18 protein-coding genes and 2 pseudogenes are annotated in these 24,378 nt (G+C 60.8%); 15 read left to right on the forward strand and 5 right to left on the reverse strand.

All coding sequences use genetic code 11. The features are described from left to right. Positions 1 to 245: 245 nt before the first annotated feature. The 6 genes from ACYCO6_RS02625 (at position 246) to ACYCO6_RS02650 (ending at position 6,774) form a co-directional block, all read left to right on the forward strand. A complete protein-coding gene (locus tag ACYCO6_RS02625; protein WP_459769017.1) occupies positions 246 to 962 on the forward strand; it encodes a nucleotidyltransferase family protein in 717 nt (238 codons plus the stop codon). Then, a complete protein-coding gene (locus ACYCO6_RS02630) occupies positions 962 to 2,185 on the forward strand; it encodes a DegT/DnrJ/EryC1/StrS family aminotransferase (protein ID WP_459769019.1) in 1,224 nt (407 codons plus the stop codon). Before ACYCO6_RS02625 ends, ACYCO6_RS02630 begins: the two co-directional genes overlap by 1 nt. Continuing rightward, entirely contained in the window at positions 2,182 to 3,009 is an 828-nt protein-coding gene (locus ACYCO6_RS02635; protein ID WP_459769021.1) for a sugar transferase, read from the forward strand. Before ACYCO6_RS02630 ends, ACYCO6_RS02635 begins: the two co-directional genes overlap by 4 nt. A gap of 105 nt (positions 3,010 to 3,114) precedes the next feature. Beyond that, on the forward strand, positions 3,115 to 4,122 hold the full coding sequence (locus ACYCO6_RS02640; protein ID WP_459769023.1) for an SDR family NAD(P)-dependent oxidoreductase: 1,008 nt from the start codon (positions 3,115 to 3,117) through the stop codon (positions 4,120 to 4,122). Beyond that, positions 4,119 to 5,399 carry a polysaccharide biosynthesis/export family protein gene (locus tag ACYCO6_RS02645; protein WP_459769025.1) on the forward strand — a complete coding sequence of 427 codons (1,281 nt, stop codon included), beginning with the start codon at positions 4,119 to 4,121 and terminating at the stop codon, positions 5,397 to 5,399. The genes ACYCO6_RS02640 and ACYCO6_RS02645 overlap by 4 nt, the downstream gene beginning before the upstream one ends. A gap of 175 nt (positions 5,400 to 5,574) precedes the next feature. Next, positions 5,575 to 6,774 carry a glycosyltransferase family 4 protein gene (locus ACYCO6_RS02650; RefSeq protein WP_459769027.1) on the forward strand — a complete coding sequence of 400 codons (1,200 nt, stop codon included), beginning with the start codon at positions 5,575 to 5,577 and terminating at the stop codon, positions 6,772 to 6,774. A gap of 507 nt (positions 6,775 to 7,281) precedes the next feature. On the opposite strand, the pseudogene ACYCO6_RS02655 reads toward ACYCO6_RS02650, so the two are convergent. Beyond that, positions 7,282 to 7,497: pseudogene (locus tag ACYCO6_RS02655) on the reverse strand (IS6 family transposase); the annotation flags it as partial. A 234-nt stretch (positions 7,498 to 7,731) separates the two neighbouring features. Between ACYCO6_RS02655 and ACYCO6_RS02660 the strand changes: the two are divergent. Together ACYCO6_RS02660 and ACYCO6_RS02665 are read left to right on the forward strand one after the other, a co-directional pair. Beyond that, on the forward strand, positions 7,732 to 9,165 hold the full coding sequence (locus tag ACYCO6_RS02660) for an MBOAT family O-acyltransferase (RefSeq protein ID WP_459769030.1): 1,434 nt from the start codon (positions 7,732 to 7,734) through the stop codon (positions 9,163 to 9,165). A gap of 22 nt (positions 9,166 to 9,187) precedes the next feature. Continuing rightward, complete coding sequence (locus ACYCO6_RS02665) at positions 9,188 to 10,198, forward strand: Rossmann-fold NAD(P)-binding domain-containing protein (protein ID WP_459769032.1); 1,011 nt, start codon at positions 9,188 to 9,190, stop codon at positions 10,196 to 10,198. A 176-nt stretch (positions 10,199 to 10,374) separates the two neighbouring features. Here the strand turns inward: ACYCO6_RS02665 and tnpC are convergent, their stop codons facing one another. Next, positions 10,375 to 11,655: an IS66 family transposase gene (gene tnpC, locus ACYCO6_RS02670; RefSeq protein WP_459762615.1), complete on the reverse strand. Its 1,281-nt coding sequence runs from the start codon at positions 11,653 to 11,655 to the stop codon at positions 10,375 to 10,377. A gap of 726 nt (positions 11,656 to 12,381) precedes the next feature. Here tnpC and ACYCO6_RS02675 point away from each other — a divergent pair. The 6 genes from ACYCO6_RS02675 (at position 12,382) to asnB (ending at position 22,575) form a co-directional block, all read left to right on the forward strand. Further along, positions 12,382 to 13,683 carry an O-antigen ligase family protein gene (locus ACYCO6_RS02675; RefSeq protein WP_459769034.1) on the forward strand — a complete coding sequence of 434 codons (1,302 nt, stop codon included), beginning with the start codon at positions 12,382 to 12,384 and terminating at the stop codon, positions 13,681 to 13,683. A 127-nt stretch (positions 13,684 to 13,810) separates the two neighbouring features. Continuing rightward, positions 13,811 to 15,253, forward strand: a complete 1,443-nt coding sequence (locus tag ACYCO6_RS02680; protein WP_459769036.1) for a lipopolysaccharide biosynthesis protein — start codon at positions 13,811 to 13,813, stop codon at positions 15,251 to 15,253. 234 nt (positions 15,254 to 15,487) lie between these two features. Continuing rightward, a complete protein-coding gene (locus tag ACYCO6_RS02685) occupies positions 15,488 to 16,699 on the forward strand; it encodes a glycosyltransferase (RefSeq protein WP_459769038.1) in 1,212 nt (403 codons plus the stop codon). Positions 16,700 to 16,829: 130 nt separating this feature from the next. Further along, a complete protein-coding gene (locus ACYCO6_RS02690) occupies positions 16,830 to 19,103 on the forward strand; it encodes a glycosyltransferase (RefSeq protein ID WP_459769040.1) in 2,274 nt (757 codons plus the stop codon). Position 19,104: 1 nt separating this feature from the next. Further along, the gene (locus ACYCO6_RS02695) at positions 19,105 to 20,559 is read left to right on the forward strand and encodes a right-handed parallel beta-helix repeat-containing protein (RefSeq protein WP_459769042.1); all 1,455 of its coding nucleotides are present in this window, start codon (positions 19,105 to 19,107) and stop codon (positions 20,557 to 20,559) included. Between the two features lie 147 nt (positions 20,560 to 20,706). Further along, on the forward strand, positions 20,707 to 22,575 hold the full coding sequence (asnB, locus tag ACYCO6_RS02700; protein ID WP_459769045.1) for an asparagine synthase (glutamine-hydrolyzing): 1,869 nt from the start codon (positions 20,707 to 20,709) through the stop codon (positions 22,573 to 22,575). A 27-nt stretch (positions 22,576 to 22,602) separates the two neighbouring features. Here asnB and tnpB read toward each other — a convergent pair whose 3' ends face one another. Beyond that, the gene (gene tnpB, locus ACYCO6_RS02705; protein ID WP_459769047.1) at positions 22,603 to 22,779 is read right to left on the reverse strand and encodes an IS66 family insertion sequence element accessory protein TnpB; all 177 of its coding nucleotides are present in this window, start codon (positions 22,777 to 22,779) and stop codon (positions 22,603 to 22,605) included. After that, positions 22,776 to 23,180 (reverse strand): IS66-like element accessory protein TnpA, encoded by a 405-nt coding sequence (gene tnpA / locus ACYCO6_RS02710; protein ID WP_459764273.1) that lies wholly within the window; start codon positions 23,178 to 23,180, stop codon positions 22,776 to 22,778. Before tnpA ends, tnpB begins: the two co-directional genes overlap by 4 nt. A gap of 219 nt (positions 23,181 to 23,399) precedes the next feature. Between tnpA and ACYCO6_RS02715 the strand changes: the two are divergent. Then, positions 23,400 to 23,510 (forward strand): annotated as a pseudogene (locus ACYCO6_RS02715) (IS5/IS1182 family transposase); the annotation flags it as partial. Between the two features lie 93 nt (positions 23,511 to 23,603). Here ACYCO6_RS02715 and ACYCO6_RS02720 read toward each other — a convergent pair. After that, positions 23,604 to 24,281, reverse strand: coding sequence for an SGNH/GDSL hydrolase family protein (locus ACYCO6_RS02720; protein WP_459769049.1), 678 nt, complete (start codon positions 24,279 to 24,281; stop codon positions 23,604 to 23,606). Positions 24,282 to 24,378 lie beyond the last annotated feature (97 nt).

A 24,378-nucleotide genomic window follows, 5' to 3' on the forward strand; every position in this document is an offset into this window, starting at 1 on the left:
CTGAAATCGATCTAGTATGGGATGCTCGGTACAACTGCACGGCGGCAAATCTGATAGGTTTGAGCCCTTTAAGATCGGCGGCTGTTCACGGGCTTGCGCAACCAGACCGAAGCAGCTCTTTGTTGGGGCGCGGCCCTAACAAGCCACGAATTAACGAGGCTGCATCTGCGGGCGCCCGATTCTGCGCTCGTGCGCGGACCTCACGATAATGCCGAGCGAACCCTGCAGAGCATGAGGAGGTCGCTATGAAGGCCGTCATTCAAGCAGGCGGACGCGGGATGCGTCTCAGACCATATACGTCCATTCTCCCCAAGCCGCTGATGCCGATTGGCGCAAGACCTGTGATTGAGCTCTTAATCAAATGGCTGCGGAGAAATGGCGTCGTCGAGCTCTATGTCACGACGGGGTACTTGGGCCACCTTATTCGTAGCTTCTGCGGAAATGGGCGTCAGTGGGGAACGAATATCGTTTACACCGAGGAGGCTGAGCCACTAGGCACAATCGGACCGCTAACTCTGCTAAAAAAACATCTTACGTCACCATTCTTCGTCCTGAATGGAGACGTTTTGACCGATCTTAATCTGCAGGGATTTCTCGGGCACCACCGCGACCGCGGCAGCTTGATGACAATTGCCACCACGACACGTCACAACAAACTGGACTTCGGGGTCATTGAAGACAAAGACTGCACTGTGACAGGCTTTATGGAAAAGCCGACGCTCTTCAATGACGTCAGTATGGGAGTATATTGCATGCAGCCCGAAATCCTGAAGCATATTCCGAGCGGTGTGCCGTTCGGCGTGGACGATCTGGTTCATTGTCTTTTGGAGAAGCGCATTCCTGTGACCACATACAAACACGGTGGTCTGTGGCTAGATATTGGCCGTGTAGACGACTTTCAGAAGGCGCAAGAAATTGACTGGGACGAGCAAACGCCCGCTCTGCTGAAGGCTGTTAGCTGATGGCTGCGAATGCTCCCTTATCCAGCAAAGCACGCTCGAGACGTACCGGGACGCTGCTCGTCTCCGAACCATCTTTTGGGCCGGAGGAGACGGCAGCCTTGTCTCAGGTCATCGACTCCGGCTGGATCACGATGGGAAAGCGCGTCGATGACTTCGAGCAAGCCTTCGCCGCGATGCACCAGGCCGAGGATGCCGTTGCGGTGAACTCCTGCACCGCGGCGCTGCACCTCATTCTTCAGGGGCTCGGACTCGGTCCCGGCGACGAAGTTCTCGTTCCGGCTCTGACCTTTGTAGCGACGGTGAATTGTATCCTCTATGTCGGTGCGAAGCCGGTATTTGTCGATATCAGCGCGCCGGATTTGCCAATTATGTGTGTTGATGACGCTGCCGCGAAGTGCACGACGCGGACTAAAGCCCTCATCCTGGTGCATTTCGCTGGCTACATGCCCGACCGCGAAGTATGGCGTGCCTTTGCGCGGAAATACCATCTGCGGCTGATTGAGGACGCCGCCCATGCGGCGGGGCTACCTGGCGTCGGCACCTTCGGCGAGGCCGCGGCTTTCAGCTTCTACGGCAACAAGAATATGACTACCGCCGAGGGAGGGATGATTCTGGCCGCGGATGTAGGTCTGCGTAAGTCGATCCGCCGAGCACGCGGACACGGGATGACCAGCGGGACGCACCAGCGCCTCACCAGTCGCGCGCCTACCTACGACGTGACTGCACTCGGCTTCAACTATCGGCTTGACGAGCTGCGGGCAGCTGTCGGACTGGTGCAGCTCACCCGTCTCCCGGCTTGGAACCACAAGCGGCAAATCTTGGCCGCGCTCTACCGCTCGAGCCTCGGGCGTGAACATCCGGACGTGACCATTCCGTTCGACGCTGGCCGTCCGTCAGTGAACCACATTATGCCGGTGCTGCTGCCGCCCGGAATCGACCGCCAGAAGGTGATCGACGCGTTATGGGCTGAGGACATTCAAACCACCATACATTATCCGCCGGTCCATCGGCTTTCATTTTACCGGTCTTTTGTTCCGGACCTCAGTTTACCTGCCACAGAGGATTTCGCCGCGCGAGAGCTGACCCTGCCATTGCACCCGGCCATGGAGGCAGACGATGTCGCCCGCGTGGTCGCAGCTCTTGGGGCGGCGCTCGCTTCACAGCGGCTCTCTTTGCACCACCCTACCGCTCCCTTCGATCAGGTTGCGCAGAACCTAAGATGATCAGAATCGCACCATGCTTTGCGCTCGCAGCATCAAGTCCAGAGGATCGCGCTCGTCGCATCTTCGATTTGCTTGTCGCAGTCTTAGCCCTCGCATTGATCCTCCCACTGCTGCTGCTGATCGCGGTCGCAATCCGTACAGAGTCGCGAGGTCCTGTGCTGTTCGGGCAAGTCCGCCTCGGACGGAACGGACGCCAGTTCGTAATGTACAAATTCAGAAAGTTCCGCGCTGATGCTGATCCAGATGGATCTCCGCTCACCCGGCGGGACGACGCGCGAATGACTGTCGTCGGAAGGCTTTTGATGCTGGCGAAGCTCGATGAGCTCCCGCAACTCTGGAACGTCCTTCGGGGCGAAATGGCCATCGTAGGGCCGCGCCCTGAAAGTCTGACCTTTGCCGATTGCTTCCAAGGCGAGTTCGAACGTCTTTTAGATCATAGGCCTGGTCTAGTGGGTCCCTGTCAGATCCTCTTCCGCAACGAGGCCGCCTTCTATGCGGGAACCGACGCAGATGCGGTGAATTTTTACCGCAGCGTTCTCTTCCCGATCAAGGCACTCATCGATCTCGACTATCTTCGGCGGCGAACTGTGCTAACCGACGCGCGGTTGATTTTCTACTGTGCTGCAGCCGTCTGTGGCGTCCCGATCTCGCGGATCGGCCCGGAGAGCGCCCCGTTAAGGCCGTTGTCCGATGTCTTTAGCGACGCAAGAGCAACGCTAATCGAATCAACCCCGTCTGACCACCTCGGAACGATTGACGCTGCGATCTCGGTCTCAACCGCCCGGACCCTATACCCCCTCGGCGCCGCAGCCATGCGGGAGTAGCTAGAATTACTTAATGAGGTCCGATCTTCGAAAGGTGTCCTGGCCTGATCAGGCGGATTTCGCCCGAATTCGGGTCGGCCTGGCATTCCACAAGAGAGACCTGAGATGGATTATCGGGATGCGAGAGTGTTTATTACCGGGGCCGAGGGTTTCATTGGCTCACATCTGACCGAGGCATTAGTGCGGGCCGGAGCCTCGGTCACCGCACTAGCCCTGTATAACTCGTTCGACAGCCATGGGTGGCTTGACGAGGTGCCACATCATATCCGCAGCGCGCTCGACGTGGTGCGCGGTGATGTGCGGGACCCGGGTTTCATCCAGCGGATCGTCCCCGGACACGACGTCATCTTTCATCTGGCGGCGCTGATCGCTATCCCGCACTCCTACGTGGCAGCGCAGTCCTATGTCGAGACGAACGTACTCGGGACTCTAAATGTCCTCGAAGCGGCCCGCCAGTGCGGCGTGTCCCGTGTGGTGCATACGTCGTCGAGCGAAGTCTACGGTACGGCGCTCACCATGCCGATCAGCGAACAGCATCCCCTACAGGGGCAATCGCCTTACTCGGCGTCGAAGATCGGTGCCGATATGCTCGCGCAATCCTTTGCTTTATCATTCGATCTCCCGGTAGCGATACTGCGCCCGTTCAACACCTTCGGTCCGCGCCAGAGTGAGCGCGCAATCGTGCCGACTCTGATCCGGCAGGCTCTTGACCCGAGCTGTCAGGTTCTGCGCGTAGGAGACCTGACACCCATACGTGACCTTACCTTCATCCAGGAAACCGTCGCGGCCTTCCTTGCGATCGGGTGTGCGCCGGGGATCCGGTACGGGCAGCCCTACAACGCGGGGAGCGGCCGGCAGACAGCGATCGCCGATCTCGTCACACTCATCTTCGAATTGACAGATTGCGGCAAGGATATTGCCCAAGATCCCGCCCGCTTGCGACCAGCCTCCTCAGAGGTGCGCGCGCTGCTCGCCGACAGCACGGCCCTTGAGGCCGCGACTGGCTGGCGGCCCCAAACGGACTTGCGCGACGGCCTGGTTCAGACGATCGCATGGTGGCGCTCCCGTTTAGCGGCTGGCCTTGTCCGACAACAGTGGGGCTACATGACATGAACCGATCCCATACAGGCCGGTTCTCCGCAGGGCACCGAAAACGGTTTGCTGCTCTCATCATCGTCTTGTGTTGCAGCGCGCCTAACCCGGCCCGTGCCGAGTATCGGCTTGCGTCCGGAGACACGCTCGAATTGTCGGTTGCTGGAATGCCTGACTTGCACCAGCGCACTGTGGTCCAGATAGACGGAACGATTTCAGTGCCAGTCGTCGGGACGGTGCAGGTCGCAGGACTGAGTCCGCGTCAAGTTCAATCGACCGTGGAGGGGATCCTTACGAATAAGGTCCTGCGGCAGCGTGGCTCCGACGGCCGAGAACGCCAAATCCTACTACAGCCAGGCGATACCGCGATCACGGTGATCGAGTACCGACCGATCGTGGTCAGCGGTGACGTCCAGACCCCGGGGCAGTACCCATTCCGTCCGATGATGACCGTCCGGCAAGCGCTGGCTCTCTCTGGAGGTCCGAGCCTCCTGCGCGGAAGTGCGGCGACCGCGGGCGTCGACGTGGCCGAGTACGACCGCCAACGCAAAACCATCCTGCTGGACTATGCGCGGGAGATTGCGCGCTTCTGGCGTCTTGAGGCAGAATTGCAGGGTGTCGAAGAGATCAAGCAGAAATCCCTCGACGGTGTTTCCGTACCACAGTCTGCACTGGCGGAATTTGTCCGGATCGAAACACGCACACTGAAGGTCGGCCTTTCGAACCTTGCGCGCGAACGAGCCTACCTGAGCGGGGCTATCGTTAAGGCGGATGAGCAGATCGCGTCGCTGACAACGCAGGAGCAGGAAGAGCGACGTGGTGCCGAGGCGGACTCGGAGGAACTCGACCGTTTGACCAGGCTTCTCGGATCGGGCAGCGTCGTCACTCAGCGCGTCACGGATACGCGGCGGGCCGTCCTACTCTCATCGACGCGCCGGCTGCAGACCTCCACACGGCTCGCTGAAGTCAAACAGCTGCGCGACGAGTTCGTGTGGCGGCAGTCGAAGCTCGACAGCCAGCATGAGCTTGAACTCCTGCGCGATTTGCGAGAGCAGCGCGGCAAACTCGACGAGCTTATAGTGAGGCTGGACGGCGCCAAGCAGAAGCTTGCCTTTCTCGGCGGAATACATGGCGTAATCATTCCAGGCACGGCCGCGACGGTCGTGGTGACAATTATCCGACGATCCGGCTCCGAATGGACGCGGATCGCGGGTAGCGAGGAGACGGAGCTTCAACCTGGCGACGCGCTGGAGGTCAAGCAGAAACAGGGTTTGGAGGCTGCCATTGAGACGCACTGATCCTGCCGACTTTCCGACCTTGGACGAAGCTCGGCTTCCTCTCTTCCTAGCGCAGGCTCCGTGCGACCGGCCGTCGCTGGGTCACCTTTATCCACCAGGGTAATGGTGCCGAAATGAAATGCCGTGACCACACCATCAGCGAGGGTAGAAGTCGCCGCGGAGGCTCATGCTATTTATGAGCGTCATTGTCGACGGACACGGCCTGGACTTGCAGCACAGGAGTAAGCCATCTAGAGGGCATGTCCGACCGACGGCCTCGGTTGGCAGGCTCCCGGGCTGGTGCTTCTTCTCGCCGGGACAGCGCACGTTCAAAGTGTTAACCGGCGATTCGAGAACTTCCGGCGGCGCTGAGGCCCAAATCGCCTATCTGGCCGCCGCCCTTGCAGCCTGTGGTCACGCCGTTAGCATCATCTACGGTGATGGGCGCGGCTCGAACCCGCCCGAGACTGTCTCGGGGGTCCTATGTATCGATGCAGCTCCGGATTGGCGCCGACCGAAAAGCTTCCTTGCCTTCTGGCGAGCTCTCCGCCGTTTTGCGCCCGACATTCTTTATGCACGCCTCCCGAGCGACTTTCTTGTGTTCATGGGGTTGGCTGCTCGGGTCCGGCCGAGGGCCTGCTTTGTTTACGCCTTGGCGCACGATCTGCATACGCGCGCGTGGTCGGCCTTCGATCACCGCCGGTGGTTTCACGCGCCGCTTTTTACGCTCGGGCTGTATAGCGCAAACCTGATCGCGGTTCAACATGAGCGCCAACGTGCAGCTCTTGCACCGACCCTACGGGCGAAGACCACTCTTCTCCCGAATATAGTGCGCGATATCCGTAGCAGGCCTCGCAATTACGATTCAGCACACTACGACGTAATCTGGATTGCGAAAATCCGCCTAGAGAAGCGTCTAGATCGGCTTCTCGATCTTGCGCAAGCCTGCCCGACCCTGACTTTCGCGGTCGTCGGCGGCTACGATCCCGTTCTGCCGAGCGACGTGCGCCTTCATCTTGCGCATCGCGCCGCATCGCTCAAAAACGTCTCTATGCTTGGAGAACTGCGCGCTGACGACGTTCAACACGCGTTGGCGCATAGTAAAGTCTTGGTCAACACGTCAGACGCCGAGGGTTTTCCGAACACGATGCTGGAGGCCTGGAGCCTTGGCGTGCCGGTTGTTTCGCTTTCAGTCGATCCCGGCGGAGTCATTGTCGAAGAGGCGCTTGGACTCGTAAGCAGTGATGTCCATGTGCTTATCAGCAATGTTATGACTTTGGTACACGATGCCGATCTGAATCAAGTTCTTGGTGCAAACGGATTGGATTACGTTGGCCGAAGGCACGCCCCGGACGTCGTGGTGTCGGAGCTAAAACGAATATATTGTCAGAGGTGAGATCAGCCATGATCCGAGGCGGATTTGTTTTGAGCTCACGGCACGCTAATCCGAAGACGCGGCATGATGTTGAATTGGCCCGTGAGTGCGGCTGCCGGGCCGACTGTACGACGAAACGGTCGGCGCGGCGCTGATCCTGCTGGGGGAGGCCTCCGACCGGATCTTCAGACGGTGGGAGGCGCTCATCCTCACGCTGGTGCCCGCGAGATGGAATGCCATGGCGACCTCACCCTCGCATCCGAGATCTGGGCGGCCCTGCTGTCGATCAGTGCCGCGACGATTGATCGGGCCCTGCGGCCGCAGTGTGAAAACGCGTCAGCGGGAGCCTACCAGCTTGGTGCCCGGTCCTCCGAGGGGGGCCGGGGTCCGCGACCGTGCCATCGGGAGCATCGGCGTACGGCAATGACCGTTCAGCCCGGGGGCATTCTGAGTGAGGCAATACGGAATCTCATCCAGATCGTCGCGCAAAAGTTGGCCGCCAAACATGAACGCGTCCACCTCTGCTACGAGGCAGGGTCGGCCGACCGGCACCCGGCGCTTGGCGGTAGAGTGGTCCTCCTGCAGCCCGCGCCGCAGCAGCATATCCTCGATGTCGCTGTAGCTCAATGGGCAACTTAGGCACCGGGATAGAGCCTGGATGATCAGCGTGACCTCGAAATTGCAGCCCTTAAAGTCGCCGTGAGCCTCCCGCTTCAGCTCGAGGGCAAGGGCGTCGAGGATCATCGGCTAGCTCCGAAACTCAGCGGGAAGCTGAGCCGGTATGGCTAATGAACCGTGAACCTCAGAGCATTGGCCTTTGCGACAGCCCTGGCTCGATAGCCCCTTGCCAGGCTACGGGTCTGTCTAGGTCACGGATAAATTGGCAGGCATCAACAAGTGCTGCTCCGAGGGAGACTAACCTTCCCGCAGTAGGGGAACGTCTGATGGCTTTCGGTGCCGGCCTCGGAGTGAACGCAAATGTTGTTCAACAGCTGGACGTTCTGGATTTTCTTCGCCGTCGTATTTCTCGTCTACTGGCGGCTGCCATTCCGCACGCAGACGTTCTTCATCCTTGCGGCCAGCTATATCTTCTACGGATGGTGGGACTGGCGCTTCGTGCCTCTGATCGCCTTCTCGACGGTTATGGACTTCTGCCTCGGCCTGCTCGTCGCCTCTGCTCCGTCCGACAAGGTCAAGCGGTGCTATATTTGGCTCTCCGTGATCACAAATCTATCGCTGTTGGGATTTTTCAAATACTACAATTTCTTCGCGAGCGAGTTCGTCGCAGCGCTGCACTGGGCGGGTATAAGTGTTTCGCTGCCGCTTGCACAAGTCATATTGCCGGTCGGCATCTCTTTCTACACCTTCCAAAGCATGAGCTACGTCTTTGACATCGCGCGGGGGGGCACCAAGCCGGCCACAAGCTTTTGGAATTTCGCGCTGTACGTCTCCTTCTTCCCCCATTTGGTCGCCGGGCCGATCATGCGCTCCGGCGCCAAGGGGCAGGATCCTCTTGGTCGGGGCCTCTTGAAGCAACTCGAATCGCCGCGGGTCCGCCGCTCTGATGATCTCGTGGTTGGCCTCTACTATGTCCTTCTCGGTCTGTTCAAAAAGGTCGTGATTGGAGACAATCTGGCGCTAGTGGTGAATTCTATCTTCGGCCGCGACCCAGCTCATCTTACCGGGCCTGAGTGTCTCGTCGGAATTTATGCATTTGCTTGGCAGATCTATGCGGATTTCTCAGGTTACAGTTCGATCGCTCAAGGTGTTGCCCGATGGCTCGGAATTGACCTTATTGACAACTTCAAGGTGCCCTACCTGGCCATCTCGCCAAGCGATTTCTGGCGGCGCTGGCACATTAGTCTGTCCACGTGGTTGCGCGATTACCTCTACGTAGCTCTCGGCGGTAATCGTGGGAATGAGTATTTCGTCATCCGCAATCTCATGATTACGATGCTTCTTGGCGGCGTCTGGCACGGGGCCAACTGGACCTTCGTGGCCTGGGGTATCTATCACGGCGTCTTGCTTTGCGTATACCGCCTCGCGGGGTGGGGGAATGAACGACCCATTACTGCCCTAGGGCGCAGTTGGCGCATCGTGCTAATGTTCCACCTCGTCTGCTTTGGCTGGCTCCTGTTCCGGGCCGAGAACATGCAGCAAGTCGGGACCTTCCTGTGCCTGATGGCCACAGACTTGAGCATAACCCCCGAGGCAGTGTCCATGCTGTTGCTGGTCGCCTTCTACGCTCTTCCACTTTATATTTTCGAGTGCTGGATTAGTGGCCAGGAAAACTCGTTGGCTCTTGTCCGGAGCGCTTGGCCTGCCCGCGCGGCGGTTTACTCATATATAGTGTTGATGCTGATCTTCTTTCAGTCTCCGAGCAGCCACGAGTTCGTCTATTTTCAATTCTGATAGCCGGTTGAGGGAGGCGCTCGTGCTTCGACGCGTGTTCCGTGGCAGATCCGAATGGAAGGTGATCTCCACCGTTGTGGCGATGCTTCTTCTCGGCGAATTCAGCCTTTCTTTTGCAGAATCGCGGCTCTCGTTGGACATGCAGCATGTGAAGGAAATCCCTGCCATCATGCGGAATTTTGAGGCGGCACCGGGGCCGGGTGTTCTCTTCCTCGGAAATTCGCTGACCCGTGCCGGAATACGGACCGACGTAATTGAGAGCATATGGTCGCTCCACGGCCTACCCCGCGCGAAGTTCGCTCTCATCTATCCCGATGACACGAGCGTACTGGACTGGTTCTACCTGTATCGGCGCTTTGTCGAACCGGCCCAACCTCGGCCGCGCGTGTTGGTGATCTGCTTCGCCCTGGACCAGCTCGCGGATAATCGACCAGTACATTCTGAGCGCCTCGGCAGCCTGTTCGCTGGGCTCCCTTTTCTTGCGGAAGCTTTCTCCAACGACGTCCTTTCCGTGAGCGACCGCGTCCGTTACTTGCTCGCCGCGGTCTCAAGAGTATGGGCCAATAGGGAAAGGGTGCAGACGCGCGTACTCGCGCTCATCCCAGGTTACGAGGCGCTGGCGCAGACGTTGAATGAGGCCGCTAACGCGCGTCGGAGCTCAGCCGTGGCCGGCCAGCCCGTCACCTATGCTCGGCTGGCGCGGTTCATCGAGACTGTCAGGAAGGACGGCACGGACATCATTTTCGTGGCGATCCCGCTTCCCAAGCATTACCCGCTGCCGGAGAAGCTTCGGAGAACCATCCACGGCGGCGGTGCGGAACTGCTCAATCTGCAAGGAATCCAGCCCGCACACCCTGGCGATTACCCGGATGGTTACCATATGTCCCCCGCCGCGGCCGTGCACTTCTCGGCATCCCTCGGCACCGCCACGGCGGCGAGTGCCTACTTTCGCTCCGCCCTTCTCGGAGAGCGACCGGTGAACGCTCCGGCCCCGACGGCGAGCCCGTCCCGCCTAGGATCCGCGGTGCCCTGAAACGATCGTTGGCGGCGCGCTGAACCGAGGGGCCGCACTACAGTCCATGGCTGAACCCGATCGAGATGCTCTGGCGCCGGTTCCGCCGCGAGTTCACCCACTGCGACCTGTTTGCGAGCATCAATGCTCTGGTCAGGGCCGCCGGAGGTAATTACCCAGGCCTGTGATGGCTGGGCTCAGGCGCCGACGGTTTTGAGGATGGCGCCGAAGGGACTGCTGCCTGTGAGGCGCGCGGTGTCGACGACGGTGCGAATGGCGGCCTCGCCCTCGGCCGCCCACATGGCCCGGTAGCCGTTGGTGACCTTCCGCTGCACGACAGCCGGACGCAGCAGCCGCTCGGAGCCGTTGTTCGTCGGCTCGACCTTTCCGGGATAGGCGAGGAAGACCAGGAGCTGATCGCGGGCGCGGCTGATCTTGGCCTGTAGGTCGCGGCTCAGATCACAGCGGCTCGACGTGGCGAGGATGGCACCCAGTTGCCGATCCAGGCTGCGGCGCTTGGCCGAGAGCGTCGCGGCGGCCAAGTCGGTGACGCGCCCGGCCAGGGCGAACACGCGCTGCAGCCAGAGTTGCAGACGCCAGGGCACGGGATCGTCGCTGGCCTCGACGACATAGGCGACGTCGCGTGCCAGATGCGCCAGGCAGGTCTGGTGCTCATCCGCATGGCCTTGCTGGGCGGTGTAGCGGTCGGAGATCCACACCGCGGGCCGATGCCCGTCCATCATCTCGTGCACCACGACAGCGCCGCGCGTCGGCGAGGCCGCGTGCACCACGGCTTGCGCCGAGTGGAACAGCCAGTGGTAAGCGTTCGAGCCCTCGATCCGCACGCCGGTCTCGTCGCAGGCGACAACCTCGGCCTTGCGCAGGGCGGCGATGGCAGTGTCACGACCGGCACGGAAGCGGCCTTGCGCGCGGCGGAGCAGGTTCATCAGACCGCCCTGGCTCAGCGTCAGACCGAACAGGTCGGAGAGCGCCGCCTGCAGCCGTTCGTAGGAGAGCGCCTGGAAGGTCTTCAGGTACGTCGCCACCGCGTGCAGCCGCGGACCGAACGGGGTGCCGCGCGCCGCCTCCGGCACCGGTGCGACGACCCGCTCTCCGCAGCTCGGACAACAAACGGCGAGGCGCTGGTGCTGCGTCACGATCGGCGCCACCGCGGGCAGCTCGATTTGCTCAGAGACGCTGACGATCTCTGCCGGAAGAGCGGCATGCAGGCTGCCGCCGCAGCGCGTGCAAGCCTCGGGACGATGCTCGACGAGCGTATCGGGATCGTCGCTCAACGCCCGGCTGTGACCCTCGTGACCGGGCTTGGCGCCGCCGGGCTTGGACTGCGCGCGCTGCTCCTTGCGATCGGTCGCGGGCGGCTTGGACGAGGTGCGCGAGGTCTTCTCTGGCCGCTGCAGCCGCAGCACCAACTCGATCAGCTCCTCGCGGCTCAGCCGTTCCAGTTCGCTGCGGCCCATCTCACGAGAGAATCAGCGAAATTGGCTCCCGGCAAGAGGCAAGCTCGTCCCGGCAAGCGGCGCAGCCGCGGGCGTTCAACCGCCGACCAATCCACCCCGTGGGTAATTACCGCCGGAGCTTTCTTCAGCCGCTACATCCGCAAGCCAGGCGGTATTCGCTCCATTATCGGAGCGCATGCCCGATGGTTTCCGAGGTTGTACTTTGTGCAAAGAGCCATTCTGCATCAGCCGTCCGCGTCTATGCACGAGCGGCTCTGAGCCTGCTCTAGTTTTAGGCCCGCTCCGCGCGGCCTGTCGTGACAATCATCTTCTGCGCGGTGATTTTAGGTCGATTCACAGTCGTGTGTCGCTGGAGCCATTTTACTGGTCGTCAGCGCCTGATCCGGCGATCGGCAGGGGCGCAAAATTGACTCCTGTCAATTCACTCCGCGCTACGTTCTATAACTGATACTCAGCACTCTCGATAGCTTGGCGGCCGTGGAGGATCGCTGGTCGCGTCAGCACACGTCATGCCGTATTTGATCTGAATAAAGCGTGATTAGATTTGAGTTTATCCAGATGTAACCCGAATGAAGATGGTATGAATCGTGTCGTGCACCGTCGAAAATGAGCAATCTCGACTCCATCCCTGGTCAGGCGGTCGAGACCTAGTATTGCGGCGGATCTATCCTTAGCCTGTGTGTATGGACGAGGTTAACTGGCGGGCTACTCCGGACGCGAAACGTGATGATGCGGCTGACCCTAAATGCCGCAGCCCTCGCATTGTCATTGTACTTCCTCGTCGTTGAGCGTTTCATGCTGTGCTTGAATGGGACCATAGCGCTTCTTCTGTTGCCACCCGGCCTCCGTTTCGAGCCGCTCTACACAATCGCTCTCAATGGCGCGCTCGTGACCGCGCTTGGGACATGGCTGGCGTGGCCTAGGGCCCCTAGCCAGTGGAGTGGGACCTGCATCTTGATGGCTCTGTTAATTGCCTGGGCGGCGATGAGCATGCTTTGGGCTGCTGATCTCAGCTTGAGCCGGCATGCTATGGTTGCCTGGCTCTTCGGTTTCACGGTGCTCTTCCTTACCGTCAATCGAATTCGTTCGATACAAACGGCCGACACTCTTATGCTCGTCTTAGGTTCAAACGGGTGGATCATCGTTATCTCATCATTTTATACTGTTATGTTCACAAGTTACGATTTCAACCACCGGCTTAAAGTGCTCGGAATAAATGAGAATATGCTCGGGACGTTGCTTATTCTGATGCTGCCTGGTGTAATCTGGCCTGTACTCCGCAGCTCCGGCAAGCGGCGTCTAGCATTGATGATGCTCAGTATCGTCTACATTCTAGGCACCATGGTCTTCGCGGCATTGAGTGGGTCGCGCGGCAGCACGATCTCCCTCGCGCTTACCCTGCTCGCGTTCTTATCCGCTCGCTCTACGCGGCCCTGGGGCATTTTCGGCTTGGTGCTCCTTACCGGTGTCCTCGTAGCCGCGCCGTTCCTGCTAAACGTTGTGTTGCAGCGTTTCGCCGAGGGGGAAGGCGGGGAGATGGGAGGGCGTGTCGATCTCTGGGAGGCCAGTGTCCTCTTCATTGTCGATCAACCATTCACTGGAGCGGGCGTCGGAAACGGTCCGCTCGCGCTGCACGACTACATCGCCTCCGTCACAAGCTCCTACAACAGACACACAGATTTGCCGAGCCACCAGCCGTTTCTGGAAGTGGGTGTCGATGTCGGCGTGGTTGGGATTGCGCTCTACACGGCCACGATCTTGACCGCGCTCTGGAGCTTTGTGCGCTCGCGCGCCGCCTGGGCGGCAGTCGAGGGCGCGCCGGAAGGATATCACATGGTCGTGGCGGGCGCGACGACTGGCTATCTCGTGTCGTGGTTCAAAGGGGGCGGACAGGGGAACCACCCGACCTTCTTTTTGCTCCTCGCCCTGCTGCTGCTTCCCGCGCATCTCGCGAGGGCACAGATGGTCTCGGGCGGGACCGGCCGACCTAGGGTGGTGCACAGGCCGGGGGCCGCAGAGCATGAATAAGGCTTTTTCTCCCGCGGTGCACGTTAGTAGATCTCGTTCGAGTGCGGCGCACAGATCCGCCGGACAGGCGCGATTCTTAGCAAATGCTACCTCGAGCTTTGCTTACTTCGCCCTGAGCACTGGGCTGATGATCTGGTATGTCCCTTATCTCATCCGCCATCTCGGGCCGGCATCCTACGGGATCGTTCCCCTGGCAAACTCCATAGTGATATATGCTGGCGTGATTTCGGAGGGCCTCAACACGTCGATCTATCGCTATCTGGCGATCGATCTCGGCCGAAGCGATGGGAGCGCTGCCCGGCAAACCTTCAACGGCGCAGCCGCCCTTACCCTGCTGGCCTGCGCGGGTCTGACGCTTCCCGCCGCAGTAATAACCTGGCTGTTTCCCAGCCTCTTCAACGTGCCGGCGGGCACCGAGTCACAGGCCCGCTTCCTGTTCGCCAGCGTCTCGGCGACGATGGTAGCAGCCGTGATCGGCGGCTTGTTCGGCACTTCGAGCCAGATCGCCCACCGCTTCGACCTTCGCAATGCTGTGCGTGCCGCAACCCTGATTGTTCGGGTCGGGCTTGTGGTGCTCTGCTCAGCAATTTGGCCAGCAAACCTATGGCATGTCGGTGTCGGGTTTCTGGCCTCCGCCTTCATCGCGCTGCTGTGTGAGGTCCTAACTTGGCGCTATCTCACCCCGCAGCTCGTGTTCAGACCGCACGAGGCGCGTCTCGACGTCGCCCGAAGATTTCTTGGCTTGGGCGGTTGGTCAAGCGTAAATGTGATTGGAATATTTTTGCTCACGCAGATTGATCTCGTGATCGTTAATGCGGTATTCGGCGCCGAGATGACCGGGCGCTACGGCTCGTTACTGGTTCTTCCGGCCCTTATCGCGACGTTCGCGGAAATCGTCGTACCGATACTCAGTCCAGAGATTATGGCTCGCTACGCTGTCGAAGACTTCGCAGGAATTGAGCGACTTGCCCGACAAGCCGTACGGCTTATCAGCGTCGCGCTGGCATTGCCTGCCGGCCTTCTTTGCGGCTTTGGAGCCCCTCTCCTGTCCCTCTGGCTCGGCAGCGGCTTCGCGGAGCTGGACTGGGTTCTTGCGTTGCTCTGTGGCCATCTTGCGATAAACCTCGCAACGCGCCCACTCGCGTATATTTTGACGGCCTACAACAAAGTCCGGGCGCAGGCGATTGTTTCGCTCACTGCAGGCGTCGCCGACATTATCTTGGCGCTCGCGCTTGCCCGCTGGAGCGGCTGGGGCGTCGCTGGCGTGGCCGCTGCTACAGCGTTTATTTGGACGGCCAAGAATGTGCTTTTTCTAGCCCTCTACTGCGCTTCCATTGTCGGCGCACGCTGGTGGAGCTTTGTGCTGCCCCTCGTCCCGGGCTTGATCGGCGTTCTGAGCGTCACTCTCGCCGGGAAGATTCTGACCCATCTCTGCGCGCCTTCGACATGGCTATCGCTGGTCACCGTCGCCGGAACGGTCGCGCTCGCCTACTGCGTCATCAGTTACGGCTGCCTTGTGACCGGCCCTGACCGCCGGCTGATCCGCGGTCTAATACTCAGGAGGCTCTGATGTTTGGTCAGCGGGGACTGCAGAAATCATTCCACAGTATGCGCGCCGCCGACTCGGCCATACCGCCGTACCGAGTGCGCTGGGAAATCCTGCACGCGCATTGCGACGTGCCCAGACGAGGCGGCCTTTCCTTTCGGAGCTGGTGCACGAGCGGCTCAGGCGGCCGCACGCGATTGCCTGACACGACGGCACAGAATTACTTAGTCGCGCAGGCCTCCGCAGAGGAGCGCCGCCGTGTCTGAGCGTCCGGTGCTGCGCAAGGGGGCCGGCGCCTCCCTGCAGACGGGCGAACGTGCCCGGGCCGCCCCCCTGCCCGTAGCTGTGGTTATCGGTCAACTGGGGCAGGGTGGAAGCGAGCGACAGCTCTACCTGTTTCTCGCCCGCTGCGACCGCAGCGCCTGGGCTCCGGTCCTCTACGTCTCGGGGGAACTCGGCTTCTGGGAGGAGCCAATTCGCGCGCTCGGTGTCCCGATCGTCCTGCTGACCGGCAACCCCCTCGCCAAGCTCCTGCACTTCTGCTGGATCGTACGGCGGCAGAGGCCCATCGCGTTCTTCTCGTGGTCGTCCTACACGAATGTGTTTGCGGTCTGCCTGCTGGGGATGACAGCCCGGCGCATCGGTTCGTTCCGCAATAGCCTGTTCTCGGACCTCCCGGAGCGCGCACGCGCGGTCTGGGCTTGGGCGAGCGCGGCAGCCCTGTCCGTTGCGGTCTGCAACTCGTATGAGACGTTCGCGGCGCTTTCCGCACGGTCAGGCCTAGCCTGCAAAGCTGTCTACGTGCCGAATGGCGTCGAGCCGATACAGCCCGATCAGATTCAAGCGTGGCGCCGCGAGTGGCGCGCGCGGCTGAGATTAGCGACAGACGACATCCTCATCGTGGGGGTCGGGCGCCTGGTGCCGCAGAAGTGTTTCGCGCGCTTCGTCGACACCGTGGCACTGGTTGCTCAGAACATGCGCGTGCGGGCGGTGATCGCCGGAAGTGATAACGGAAGCTTGACCGCCCTCCAGGAACGGGTGGCGCAGCTCGATCTGGAGAAGCAGATTGAGTTCCTGGGCCAAGTGCCTGATGCGCAAAATCTGATCTGCGCCGCTGATCTCTTCCTACTAACCTCAGACTATGAAGGGATGCCCAACGTGGTGCTTGAGGCGATGGCGGTTGGTGTTCCCTGCGTCACAACTCGCGTCAACGCGGTGCCTGCTCTCATCCTGCATGGCGAGACTGGCTTTGTCGGCGGTTTCGACGCCGGTGAACTAGCGGTCTACGTTGAGAAGCTTGCACGCGACGTTGCCCTGCGCACCCGGATGGGTGCCGCTGCCCGCGCCCATATACAGCAGAACTATGACGCCGACAGGTTGGCCGAGGCGCTCTGGCGCCTATGCGACCACGGCGATGATGCGCGAGGTCAGAGTGCGTGGCCGAACAATGGAGTAGCCGCAGAAACTTGAGCGTTCTGGACCGAATTGGATCCCGGTTGAGCGTTAAAGAACGCGAAGACCCAAACGCCTAAAAACACATTTGCAATAATTCAGGACTGAAGGGAAATTTTGCCGAATTAAATGACAGGGAAGCGATCCGATGAGACTCGCAGTATTTGCAGATATGGTGCTGTGGAGGGACGGCGCTAAGCTCTTCACGAATGAATCATACGCCCTCTTCCTGGCGAGTTTTTCCAGTGCCGTGGAGCGCGTCGTACTTATAGGCCGCGAAGCACCGCAGCCGGGACGGGCGCCCTACGCCCTCGACTCGGACCTCTTCGAACTTTGCCCTCTTCCCTACTACCAAGACCTTTACCGATTGTGGCGTTCCAATCCCCGAATTTATCAGAGGATCCGCCGCGCAATCACCGGGCAAGTCAGAGATTGGGACGCCATTCTGATCTGTGGCCCGCACCCGATCGGGCAGATGATCGCTCGGATCTGCATTGCGCACGGCGTGCCAGTCGTTTTGGTAGTACGCCAGAACTTGGTCAAATGGCAAGTGAGCGCCCATTCTGGACTGAAGCGGCTCGCTGCGGTCGCCGCAGCAGCGGCCCTGGAATTGGATTTCCGGCGCTTGGCGCGGCGGCGGACCGTTCTGGCCGTCGGCGCTGAAATGGCCGACGCCTATCGCCATTGCTGCGAACGCGTGTACGATCATCACGTCTGCCTCATCAGCCGGGCTGAGTTCGAGGCGTCCTCTCGAATGGCTGTCGGCAACGATCCGACCCGGCTGATCTGTATCGGCCGTCTTTCCCCTGAAAAGGGTCATGCTTACTTGCTCGCGGCGCTGGTGGAGCTGCGACGCAGAGGTATGATCTGCCACGTTGACGTCGTAGGGACCGGCGCCCTGGACGCGGAGGTGCGCGCTCTGGCACGCCGCCTTAACCTAGTCGGGCAGGTCTCGTTCCATGGCTACATCGCCTATGGACCTCCGCTGTTCGCCCTCTACAGCCGAGCTGGGACCATGGTGCTGCCATCACTGACTGAGGGCTTCCCCCAGGTCGTTGACGAGGCCCTGTCCTTTGGGCTGCCCATCGTCGCGACAGCTGTAGGCGGAGTACCGGCGTTCCTGTCGAACGGCGACACAGCACTTTTGGTGCCGCCAAGGGATCCCAGCGCTCTCGCTGACGCGATTGAGCGCATCGTGCGCGAGCCGGTGCTGCGCGAGGGGTTAGCCCGACGAGGTCGAGCACTGATGGCTGCGAATACTTTGGAGGTGAACCGGGATCGGGTCCTTGACGGCATCCGCCACGCGATCACGATGTCAAGGGCGGTCGGAGATCGAGCTGGCCGCCCGGGGTTCGGATGCAGCGCGCCCACGCGATCGGCGCTTGAGGCTTGTCCGCTGTCACCCGCGCCAACGCAACCGCGGGTCAGCCTTGTCGTCCCTTTGCGCAACGAGATCGCCGCCCTGGACGGACTCGTCGCCGATATCCTGGCGCAGGACTACGCGGCAATAGACGAGATCTGGTTTGCCGACGGCGGCTCGACTGACGGCACGCGCGAGGCATTGCAGCGGTTGTCTGAGCGCGATCCGCGGTTTGCCGTCCTCGACAATCACTCCCAGAGCACGGCCGCCGGCCTCAACCTCGCGCTTTCGCGTGCGACTGGCAGTGTCGTGATGCGGCTCGACGCACATGCGTCTTACAGTGCAGATCTGGTCCGTGTTTGTGTGGCGGCCCTACTCCGGACGGGTGCAGCAGGCGTTGGAACCGTGGCACGGCCAGCACCGGCTCAAACCCTCGTCGGCCGGGCCATCGTCGCGGCTCACTGGAGCCCGTTCGGGATAGGCGTAGCGAAGTTCCGCCGGGACGGCGCGGAGGGGTGGGCAACGAGCGTATGGAACGGCTGCTACTGGCGCTTTGTCGTAGACCAGGTTGGTCCGATACGCGAGGATCTTCCGCGCGCGGAAGATAATGACTACAATCAGCGCGTCCGTGCCCTCGGTTATGGCCTGTACGTGACCTCGGAGGCGTGCGCCCTTTACCAGACCCGGCAGACACTGCGCGCGCTCGGGCGGCAATATCTCGGCAACGGCTTTGGCGTTGCACGAACCCTGTTCGAAAACCCCGGCGCGGTCGCACCGCATCATCTCGCGCCCTTGGTGCTCGTAAGCGTCCTGCTCGCCACGGCTGCTACTGGTGTCGTCTGGCCGCTGGCGCACGATGCAGCGGCAGTCAGTATCGCCCTGTACCTCAGTATTCTTCTGACCGCGACACTTCTCTCAGCTCGCACAGAGCGCGGCCTACACCTCCTCGCATTACCGATTACGCTCGCGACGCTACATGTCAGCTACGGGCTGGGATCTCTGCTCGGGATCGGTCGTCGAGTGGCTTCATGGCTGAGGCCGGCGATGAGGGGGGGCAACTGAGATGCTGACGCGCCGTCGACTGGTCGCGGGCACCAGCCTGCTCGCCGCAGTTAATGCTTTGTGCCTCGAAGGGTCGCCCGCATCCGAGGCCCTTCGAGGCGCCAGGACCCCTCACAATGGTCGAGTGTACCACGTCGCACCCGGTGGCTCCGATGAGCTCGGGTTCGGCAGCCCCGCGCGTCCGTTCGAGTCCCTACCCCGCGCCTACGCTGCTGCCGAGGCGGGAGACACGATCGTGCTGCGCGGCGGCACCTATAGCTTTAACGGAACCGCGTCCGGATGGCTTCTTGCGAATCGGGGCGGTAGGCCAGGCAACCCAATTCGGATCGAGAGCTATGCCGGCGAGAAGCCGGTCATCGACGGGAGCGGGATTCGCCCCCCAACCGGCCCCGACATGGCCTGGGCGTCGAGGAGGAGCGCAGGCGGGTTTCCGCTGGTGTTCTGGGACGCGCCCTACGTCGAGCTGCACGGCATCACCGTGTGCAACGGTCCGATGGGTGGGATCCACGTGAACGGTTCTCATGACGGATTCGTCATCGAGCGTTGCGTAACGCGTGACAACGGATGGCTCAACGACGAGCACGGCGTCGGCCTTGGGATTTATGGCGAGGGCGACGGCAACGCGGTGCGGAACTGCGATTCTTACGGTAATCACGGGGGAGGTCCGGGCGCAACGGGCGGGAATGCTGACGGATTCCAGATCGTGCTTCTCACGAGCATCGGGACCACGATCACCGGCAATCGCGCTTGGCGCAACACAGACGACGGCTTTGACTTCTATGTGACGTCACCACCGCAGGACAGCCGCTCCGCGACCGGCTACCTGGTGGACAATAACTGGGCCTTCGACAACGGCTGCTTCTCTGACGGAACACCAAACGCCCAGGGCGACGGCGTCGGGTTCAAATTGGGCGGACGGCGACTGGGGAGCAAAGCCCGACATGGCGGTCACACCGTCACGCGATGCATAGCGTGGAACAATAGAACCATCGGCTTCGACGACAATGACTACAATGGCGGAACTGAAGCACACACGGTGTTCAACAACACAGCCTTCAACAATGGGTGCAATTCCGAAGGGTGCGAAAGCACGCCCGGTTATGCCTTCGTATTCCAGGGCTGCGCACAAACGATACTTTGTAATAACGTTGCGTTTTCAACAGGAAAAGTTAATGAATTACTGATCAAACTCGCCTTGGAGAGTCACAACGTCAGAAACCGAATTCCATGGAACGTGTTCGAGCCTCCTTTGGCGCTCGACCAAACCGATTTTGAGACGCTCAATGACGCGGAGGCGCGTTCCGCGCGACTCGCTGACGGCTCGCTCCCGATCAGCGGCTTCCTTCGGCCGAGCCGCACAAGCCGCCTCTGTCGCCGCGGCACCATCGTCGGGCTGCCCGGGCATATCACCTATACGGGATCCGTTTTGGATCTTGGAGCGCTTCAATCGCTTTAGTGACACTCGTGGATCGAGTTCAGAACATTGCAATATCAGCGACGTGCATGTGTGCTCATTCGGATCCGAGTTGCCAAAGCCGTTGAACTGCGGGGCGCCACTTTCCGCTATGAACAAAACAAACGAATACTGGAGTGAGGAGATCCCATGTGTGGCATTTGCGGCTGGATTGAGCCCGAGCGGGAAGACACGGGTGCGATCACCGTCGCGATGACAGATCTGCTCCGTCACCGAGGTCCGGACGACTTTGGCGTCGAAGGCGGGATCGGGTGGTCGCTCGGTTTTCGCCGCCTCAGCATCCTGGATCTCAGCCCGTCGGGTCATCAGCCGATGCATGATGTGGACCGGCGCTTCTGGCTGGCATTCAACGGCGAGATCTATAACTATGTCGAACTGCGGCGCGAGCTGGAGCAGAGTGGCGAGCGCTTCCTCGGAACGTCAGACACCGAGGTGCTGCTGAAGATCCTCATACGTCACGGCGAAGCCGCGCTCGCCCGACTCAACGGCATGTTCGCTCTTGCGTTCATCGACACGCACGAGCGCAGATTTCTCCTCGCGCGTGACAGGTTGGGAGTGAAGCCCCTCTACTATCGAGCGTCGTCTTCGGGCATGCGTTTCGCATCCGAATTGAAGGCGCTCCTGGTGTGGCCAAATGAGGCGCGCGAGGTCGATCCTGACGCGGTCGCGCAATATCTCACCCTTGGTTATCTTCCAAGTGAGACCTGCATCTTCCGCGGCTATGCCAAGCTCCCACCGGGGCATGCTATGACTGGATCGCTGGATGATCCAAGTGCGGCCGAAGCGCGGCCCTACTGGACCATGACGCTTAACCAAGATCCGTCAGAGCGGCCGCTCTCAGCCGCCGAGCTTGACGAGTTGGAGAGTCTATTCGTCGACGCGGTCCGGATCCGATTGCGTAGCGACGTTCCGGTTGGCGTGTTCCTATCCGGCGGCATCGATAGCGGGCTTGTCGCAACGGTTGCCGCCAGGACGGGCGGCGTTCGTCCGCTTGCAATGACCGTCGGGTTTACCGAGTCCTGCTCGGACGAGTCGGTGTCGGCGGCAGCGACCGCGGCGCATGCGGGCCTGGAACATCGCGTCGTCCATCAGCCAATCGGTGGACTCGAAAAGCTTGACCGATTGGCGTGGTTTTTCGACGAACCGTTCGGCGACCCCTCTGCGCTTCCGACGTTCACACTTTGCGAGGCCGCAGCCGGGAACGCGACGGTGTTCCTTTCGGGCGATGGTGGTGACGAGGCCTTCGGCGGCTACCGCCGGTACGTGGAGAGCTTTAGGAGGCAGCGATTGATCTCTTTAGGGAGTCGTATCGGACCTTTGCTGCGACAGGTGGAACGCCTCGTCCCCGCCCTATCACTCACTCGTCACCGCCTCCATAAGATAGGGCTGGCCGACCATGGCTGTGCGGCGGCCTTCGACGAAGTGCCGAGTGACCCAGCACTGGTCCAGTTCGTTCATCCGCGGCTGCATTCTGCGCTTCGACATGGCGGAGCGCCGCTCCAAACTCGGTGGGCCCGGAGCCGGGGCGCGCCGTTGACAACACGTCAGCAAGATCTCGACTATCGCATGTATCTACCCGACGACGTACTCGTAAAGGTAGACCGGGCTTCAATGGCGCACTCGATCGAGGTGCGTTCTCCGTTGCTGGACGTTCGCCTTGTGGAATGGGCAGCCCGCCTGCCGCGCGGGTGTCTTTTGAACCACGATCAGGGAAAGTTGCCGCTCCGCACCCTGGCGACGCGCTTTCTTCCCGAGACCGTGCGCACCGGCAGGAAGCAAGGCTTCGGCGTACCGCACGATATCTGGTTCCAGTCGTCTGCCGGGCACCAGTTCACGCGCGAGCGACTTCTCGATGGGCGTGCCTTAGCAATGGGCTTTTGGACGGGCACGGGCGTCGAGCGAATTATCGAGCTCACACGATCAGCAAAGGGCCGTAGCTTCGGAACACTGCTCTGGCGCCTCCTTATGCTCGAGGCGTGGGGCCGGTTCTATGCCTAGTCTGCTGTTCGGCAGCCCGCTTCCATTTCAGACCAGGAGCTTCACCCGGTCGGCGCGCTTCGAGCGGAACACGTAGACCGTGCCGGAGAACGGATCCGCGCCCATCGCGTCGCGCACCAGAGCGGCCAGCCCGTCCATGCCCTTGCGGAAGTCCACCGGCCGTGTGGCCAGCATCACGCGCACCGCGCCGGAGGGCCCGATCATAGGGGAGCCTTCAGCGCCCGGATCACCGCGGCGATCTGAGCCGCGCTCGCGCCCTGAGCGATGCGGACCGTGGCGCCTGCGATCTCAACTTCGATGCCGTGACAGCCGCGTTGCTCACGCAGCCCGGAGCCCGTCTGCGCAGACACCGGCTCCTGCGGGCCCACACTCAGGACGGCCGGCACGAACCGTACTGTGCGGTCGTCGTGCCTCCCAGCCTGACGCGCCAAGCGCCGCCACGTGAACAGCTGCGAGGCGCTCAGTCCGTGTCGGCGTGCCACCGCGCTGATCGAGGTGCCCGGCCCATCACTCTCGGCGACGATGGCGGCCTTTTCCTCATCCGACCACGTCCGCCGCCGGCCGGCCCCGGTAAACAGCTCCAGGCGCCGGATCGGCTCCGACATAGCCATACGCCCTGGCATCGACATGTGACGGAGCTCCCATTCCGCTCCGTATGTCGCCTTCACACCGCTTGCCGGAAGGTGCCGCCCAGACAGTGCTTACGACCGATCACAGCCCACTCCGCATTTGTCAGGTGAAACCGCGCCATCCAAATCCCTCCGTGTCCAAAGGGCTAACGATGCGGCGGCTCAACCGTGCCACCTGTTACGGGTTCGCGACCTAGCCGCAATCGCCGCCTCTGGAAGGATGCTGAGGCCACGCTCACGTCCGCTAAAACCTTCTACGTCGCAGCCGTCCTGATCCTCGTCAGACGCCTTGCCCGCTCAGCCTGACTTCTCGGACGGAATCTCAGTCGTCGTAGCGTTTCCGCGGAGAAACTTGCCCCGAGCCGCGCCCCTCCATGCCGCACCAGTCGACCAATTCCGCTACCACGAGCAACTAGTACCGGCAATGATGACGCTCGCAAAAACCGCTGCGGCATATTCGCCCTTCAGATCATGTGTCTTTTGAGTTGGATGGACGCCATCATACGTAATATCATAGACGCCTATATTGTTTATCTTCATATAATTATTCAAATACGAAAATTGGTCAATCAAAAAAACCCCTTTCATGGCGGATATTTTTCTCACGACGGCAACGTACGGCCGCAGTATCGCCGAATATCTCGTCGGATTCGGCGTTTCCAGCACGACTATTTTTCCGTAAGATCTGGCGAGGTTGACAATACGTATCAAATATTCCTCGTATTCGGTCACATCATAGGAAGATTGGTCGTTAAGAGAATGATTGATGATCACGTACTTCGCTTGCGATTTCGCTAACCACTCGCGCCAGGGCGGATGTTTGCCGTCGGTGCCATCGAGGAGCATTTTCGCCGTTGCTCCTCCGACACCCTCATTAATTACGACAAACCCCGCGGGCAATTTTTCCTGAAATACTGCAGGTGCAGGCTTGTACCCTCTGCTCCCCTCAATAGTCGAGTCTCCATGATAAGCAACGATCAATGGCCATTGCGGGCACGACGCATTTGTGAACTTCTCTGGAAAGAGCGCCGCCGGCAGTGCTGAAGTCTTATCCGCCAGACCAACCTTCGCATCCATGTCAGAAGTTCTGGTCCTCTGAAGATGACCCGCGAAAGTATATTCAATGGGCGGCTTTTCAGATATCGATAATTTTCGCATACAACTGAGTGGACCT

It is taken from the genome of Methylobacterium sp. CM6257 (assembly GCF_054611515.1).

Bases quoted from the DNA above. Each gene is read 5' to 3' on its own strand.
- ACYCO6_RS02625 (WP_459769017.1), top strand. From the start codon at position 246: ATGAAGGCCGTCATTCAAGCAGGCGGACGCGGGATGCGTCTCAGACCA.
- ACYCO6_RS02630 (WP_459769019.1), top strand. From the start codon at position 962: ATGGCTGCGAATGCTCCCTTATCCAGCAAAGCACGCTCGAGACGTACC.
- ACYCO6_RS02635 (WP_459769021.1), top strand. From the start codon at position 2,182: ATGATCAGAATCGCACCATGCTTTGCGCTCGCAGCATCAAGTCCAGAG.
- ACYCO6_RS02640 (WP_459769023.1), top strand. From the start codon at position 3,115: ATGGATTATCGGGATGCGAGAGTGTTTATTACCGGGGCCGAGGGTTTC.
- ACYCO6_RS02645 (WP_459769025.1), top strand. From the start codon at position 4,119: ATGAACCGATCCCATACAGGCCGGTTCTCCGCAGGGCACCGAAAACGG.
- ACYCO6_RS02650 (WP_459769027.1), top strand. From the start codon at position 5,575: ATGAGCGTCATTGTCGACGGACACGGCCTGGACTTGCAGCACAGGAGT.
- ACYCO6_RS02660 (WP_459769030.1), top strand. From the start codon at position 7,732: ATGTTGTTCAACAGCTGGACGTTCTGGATTTTCTTCGCCGTCGTATTT.
- tnpC (WP_459762615.1), bottom strand. From the start codon at position 11,655: ATGGGCCGCAGCGAACTGGAACGGCTGAGCCGCGAGGAGCTGATCGAG.
- ACYCO6_RS02675 (WP_459769034.1), top strand. From the start codon at position 12,382: ATGATGCGGCTGACCCTAAATGCCGCAGCCCTCGCATTGTCATTGTAC.
- ACYCO6_RS02680 (WP_459769036.1), top strand. From the start codon at position 13,811: ATGATCTGGTATGTCCCTTATCTCATCCGCCATCTCGGGCCGGCATCC.
- ACYCO6_RS02690 (WP_459769040.1), top strand. From the start codon at position 16,830: ATGAGACTCGCAGTATTTGCAGATATGGTGCTGTGGAGGGACGGCGCT.
- ACYCO6_RS02695 (WP_459769042.1), top strand. From the start codon at position 19,105: ATGCTGACGCGCCGTCGACTGGTCGCGGGCACCAGCCTGCTCGCCGCA.
- asnB (WP_459769045.1), top strand. From the start codon at position 20,707: ATGTGTGGCATTTGCGGCTGGATTGAGCCCGAGCGGGAAGACACGGGT.
- tnpB (WP_459769047.1), bottom strand. From the start codon at position 22,779: ATGATCGGGCCCTCCGGCGCGGTGCGCGTGATGCTGGCCACACGGCCG.
- tnpA (WP_459764273.1), bottom strand. From the start codon at position 23,180: ATGTCGGAGCCGATCCGGCGCCTGGAGCTGTTTACCGGGGCCGGCCGG.
- ACYCO6_RS02720 (WP_459769049.1), bottom strand. From the start codon at position 24,281: ATGGATGCGAAGGTTGGTCTGGCGGATAAGACTTCAGCACTGCCGGCG.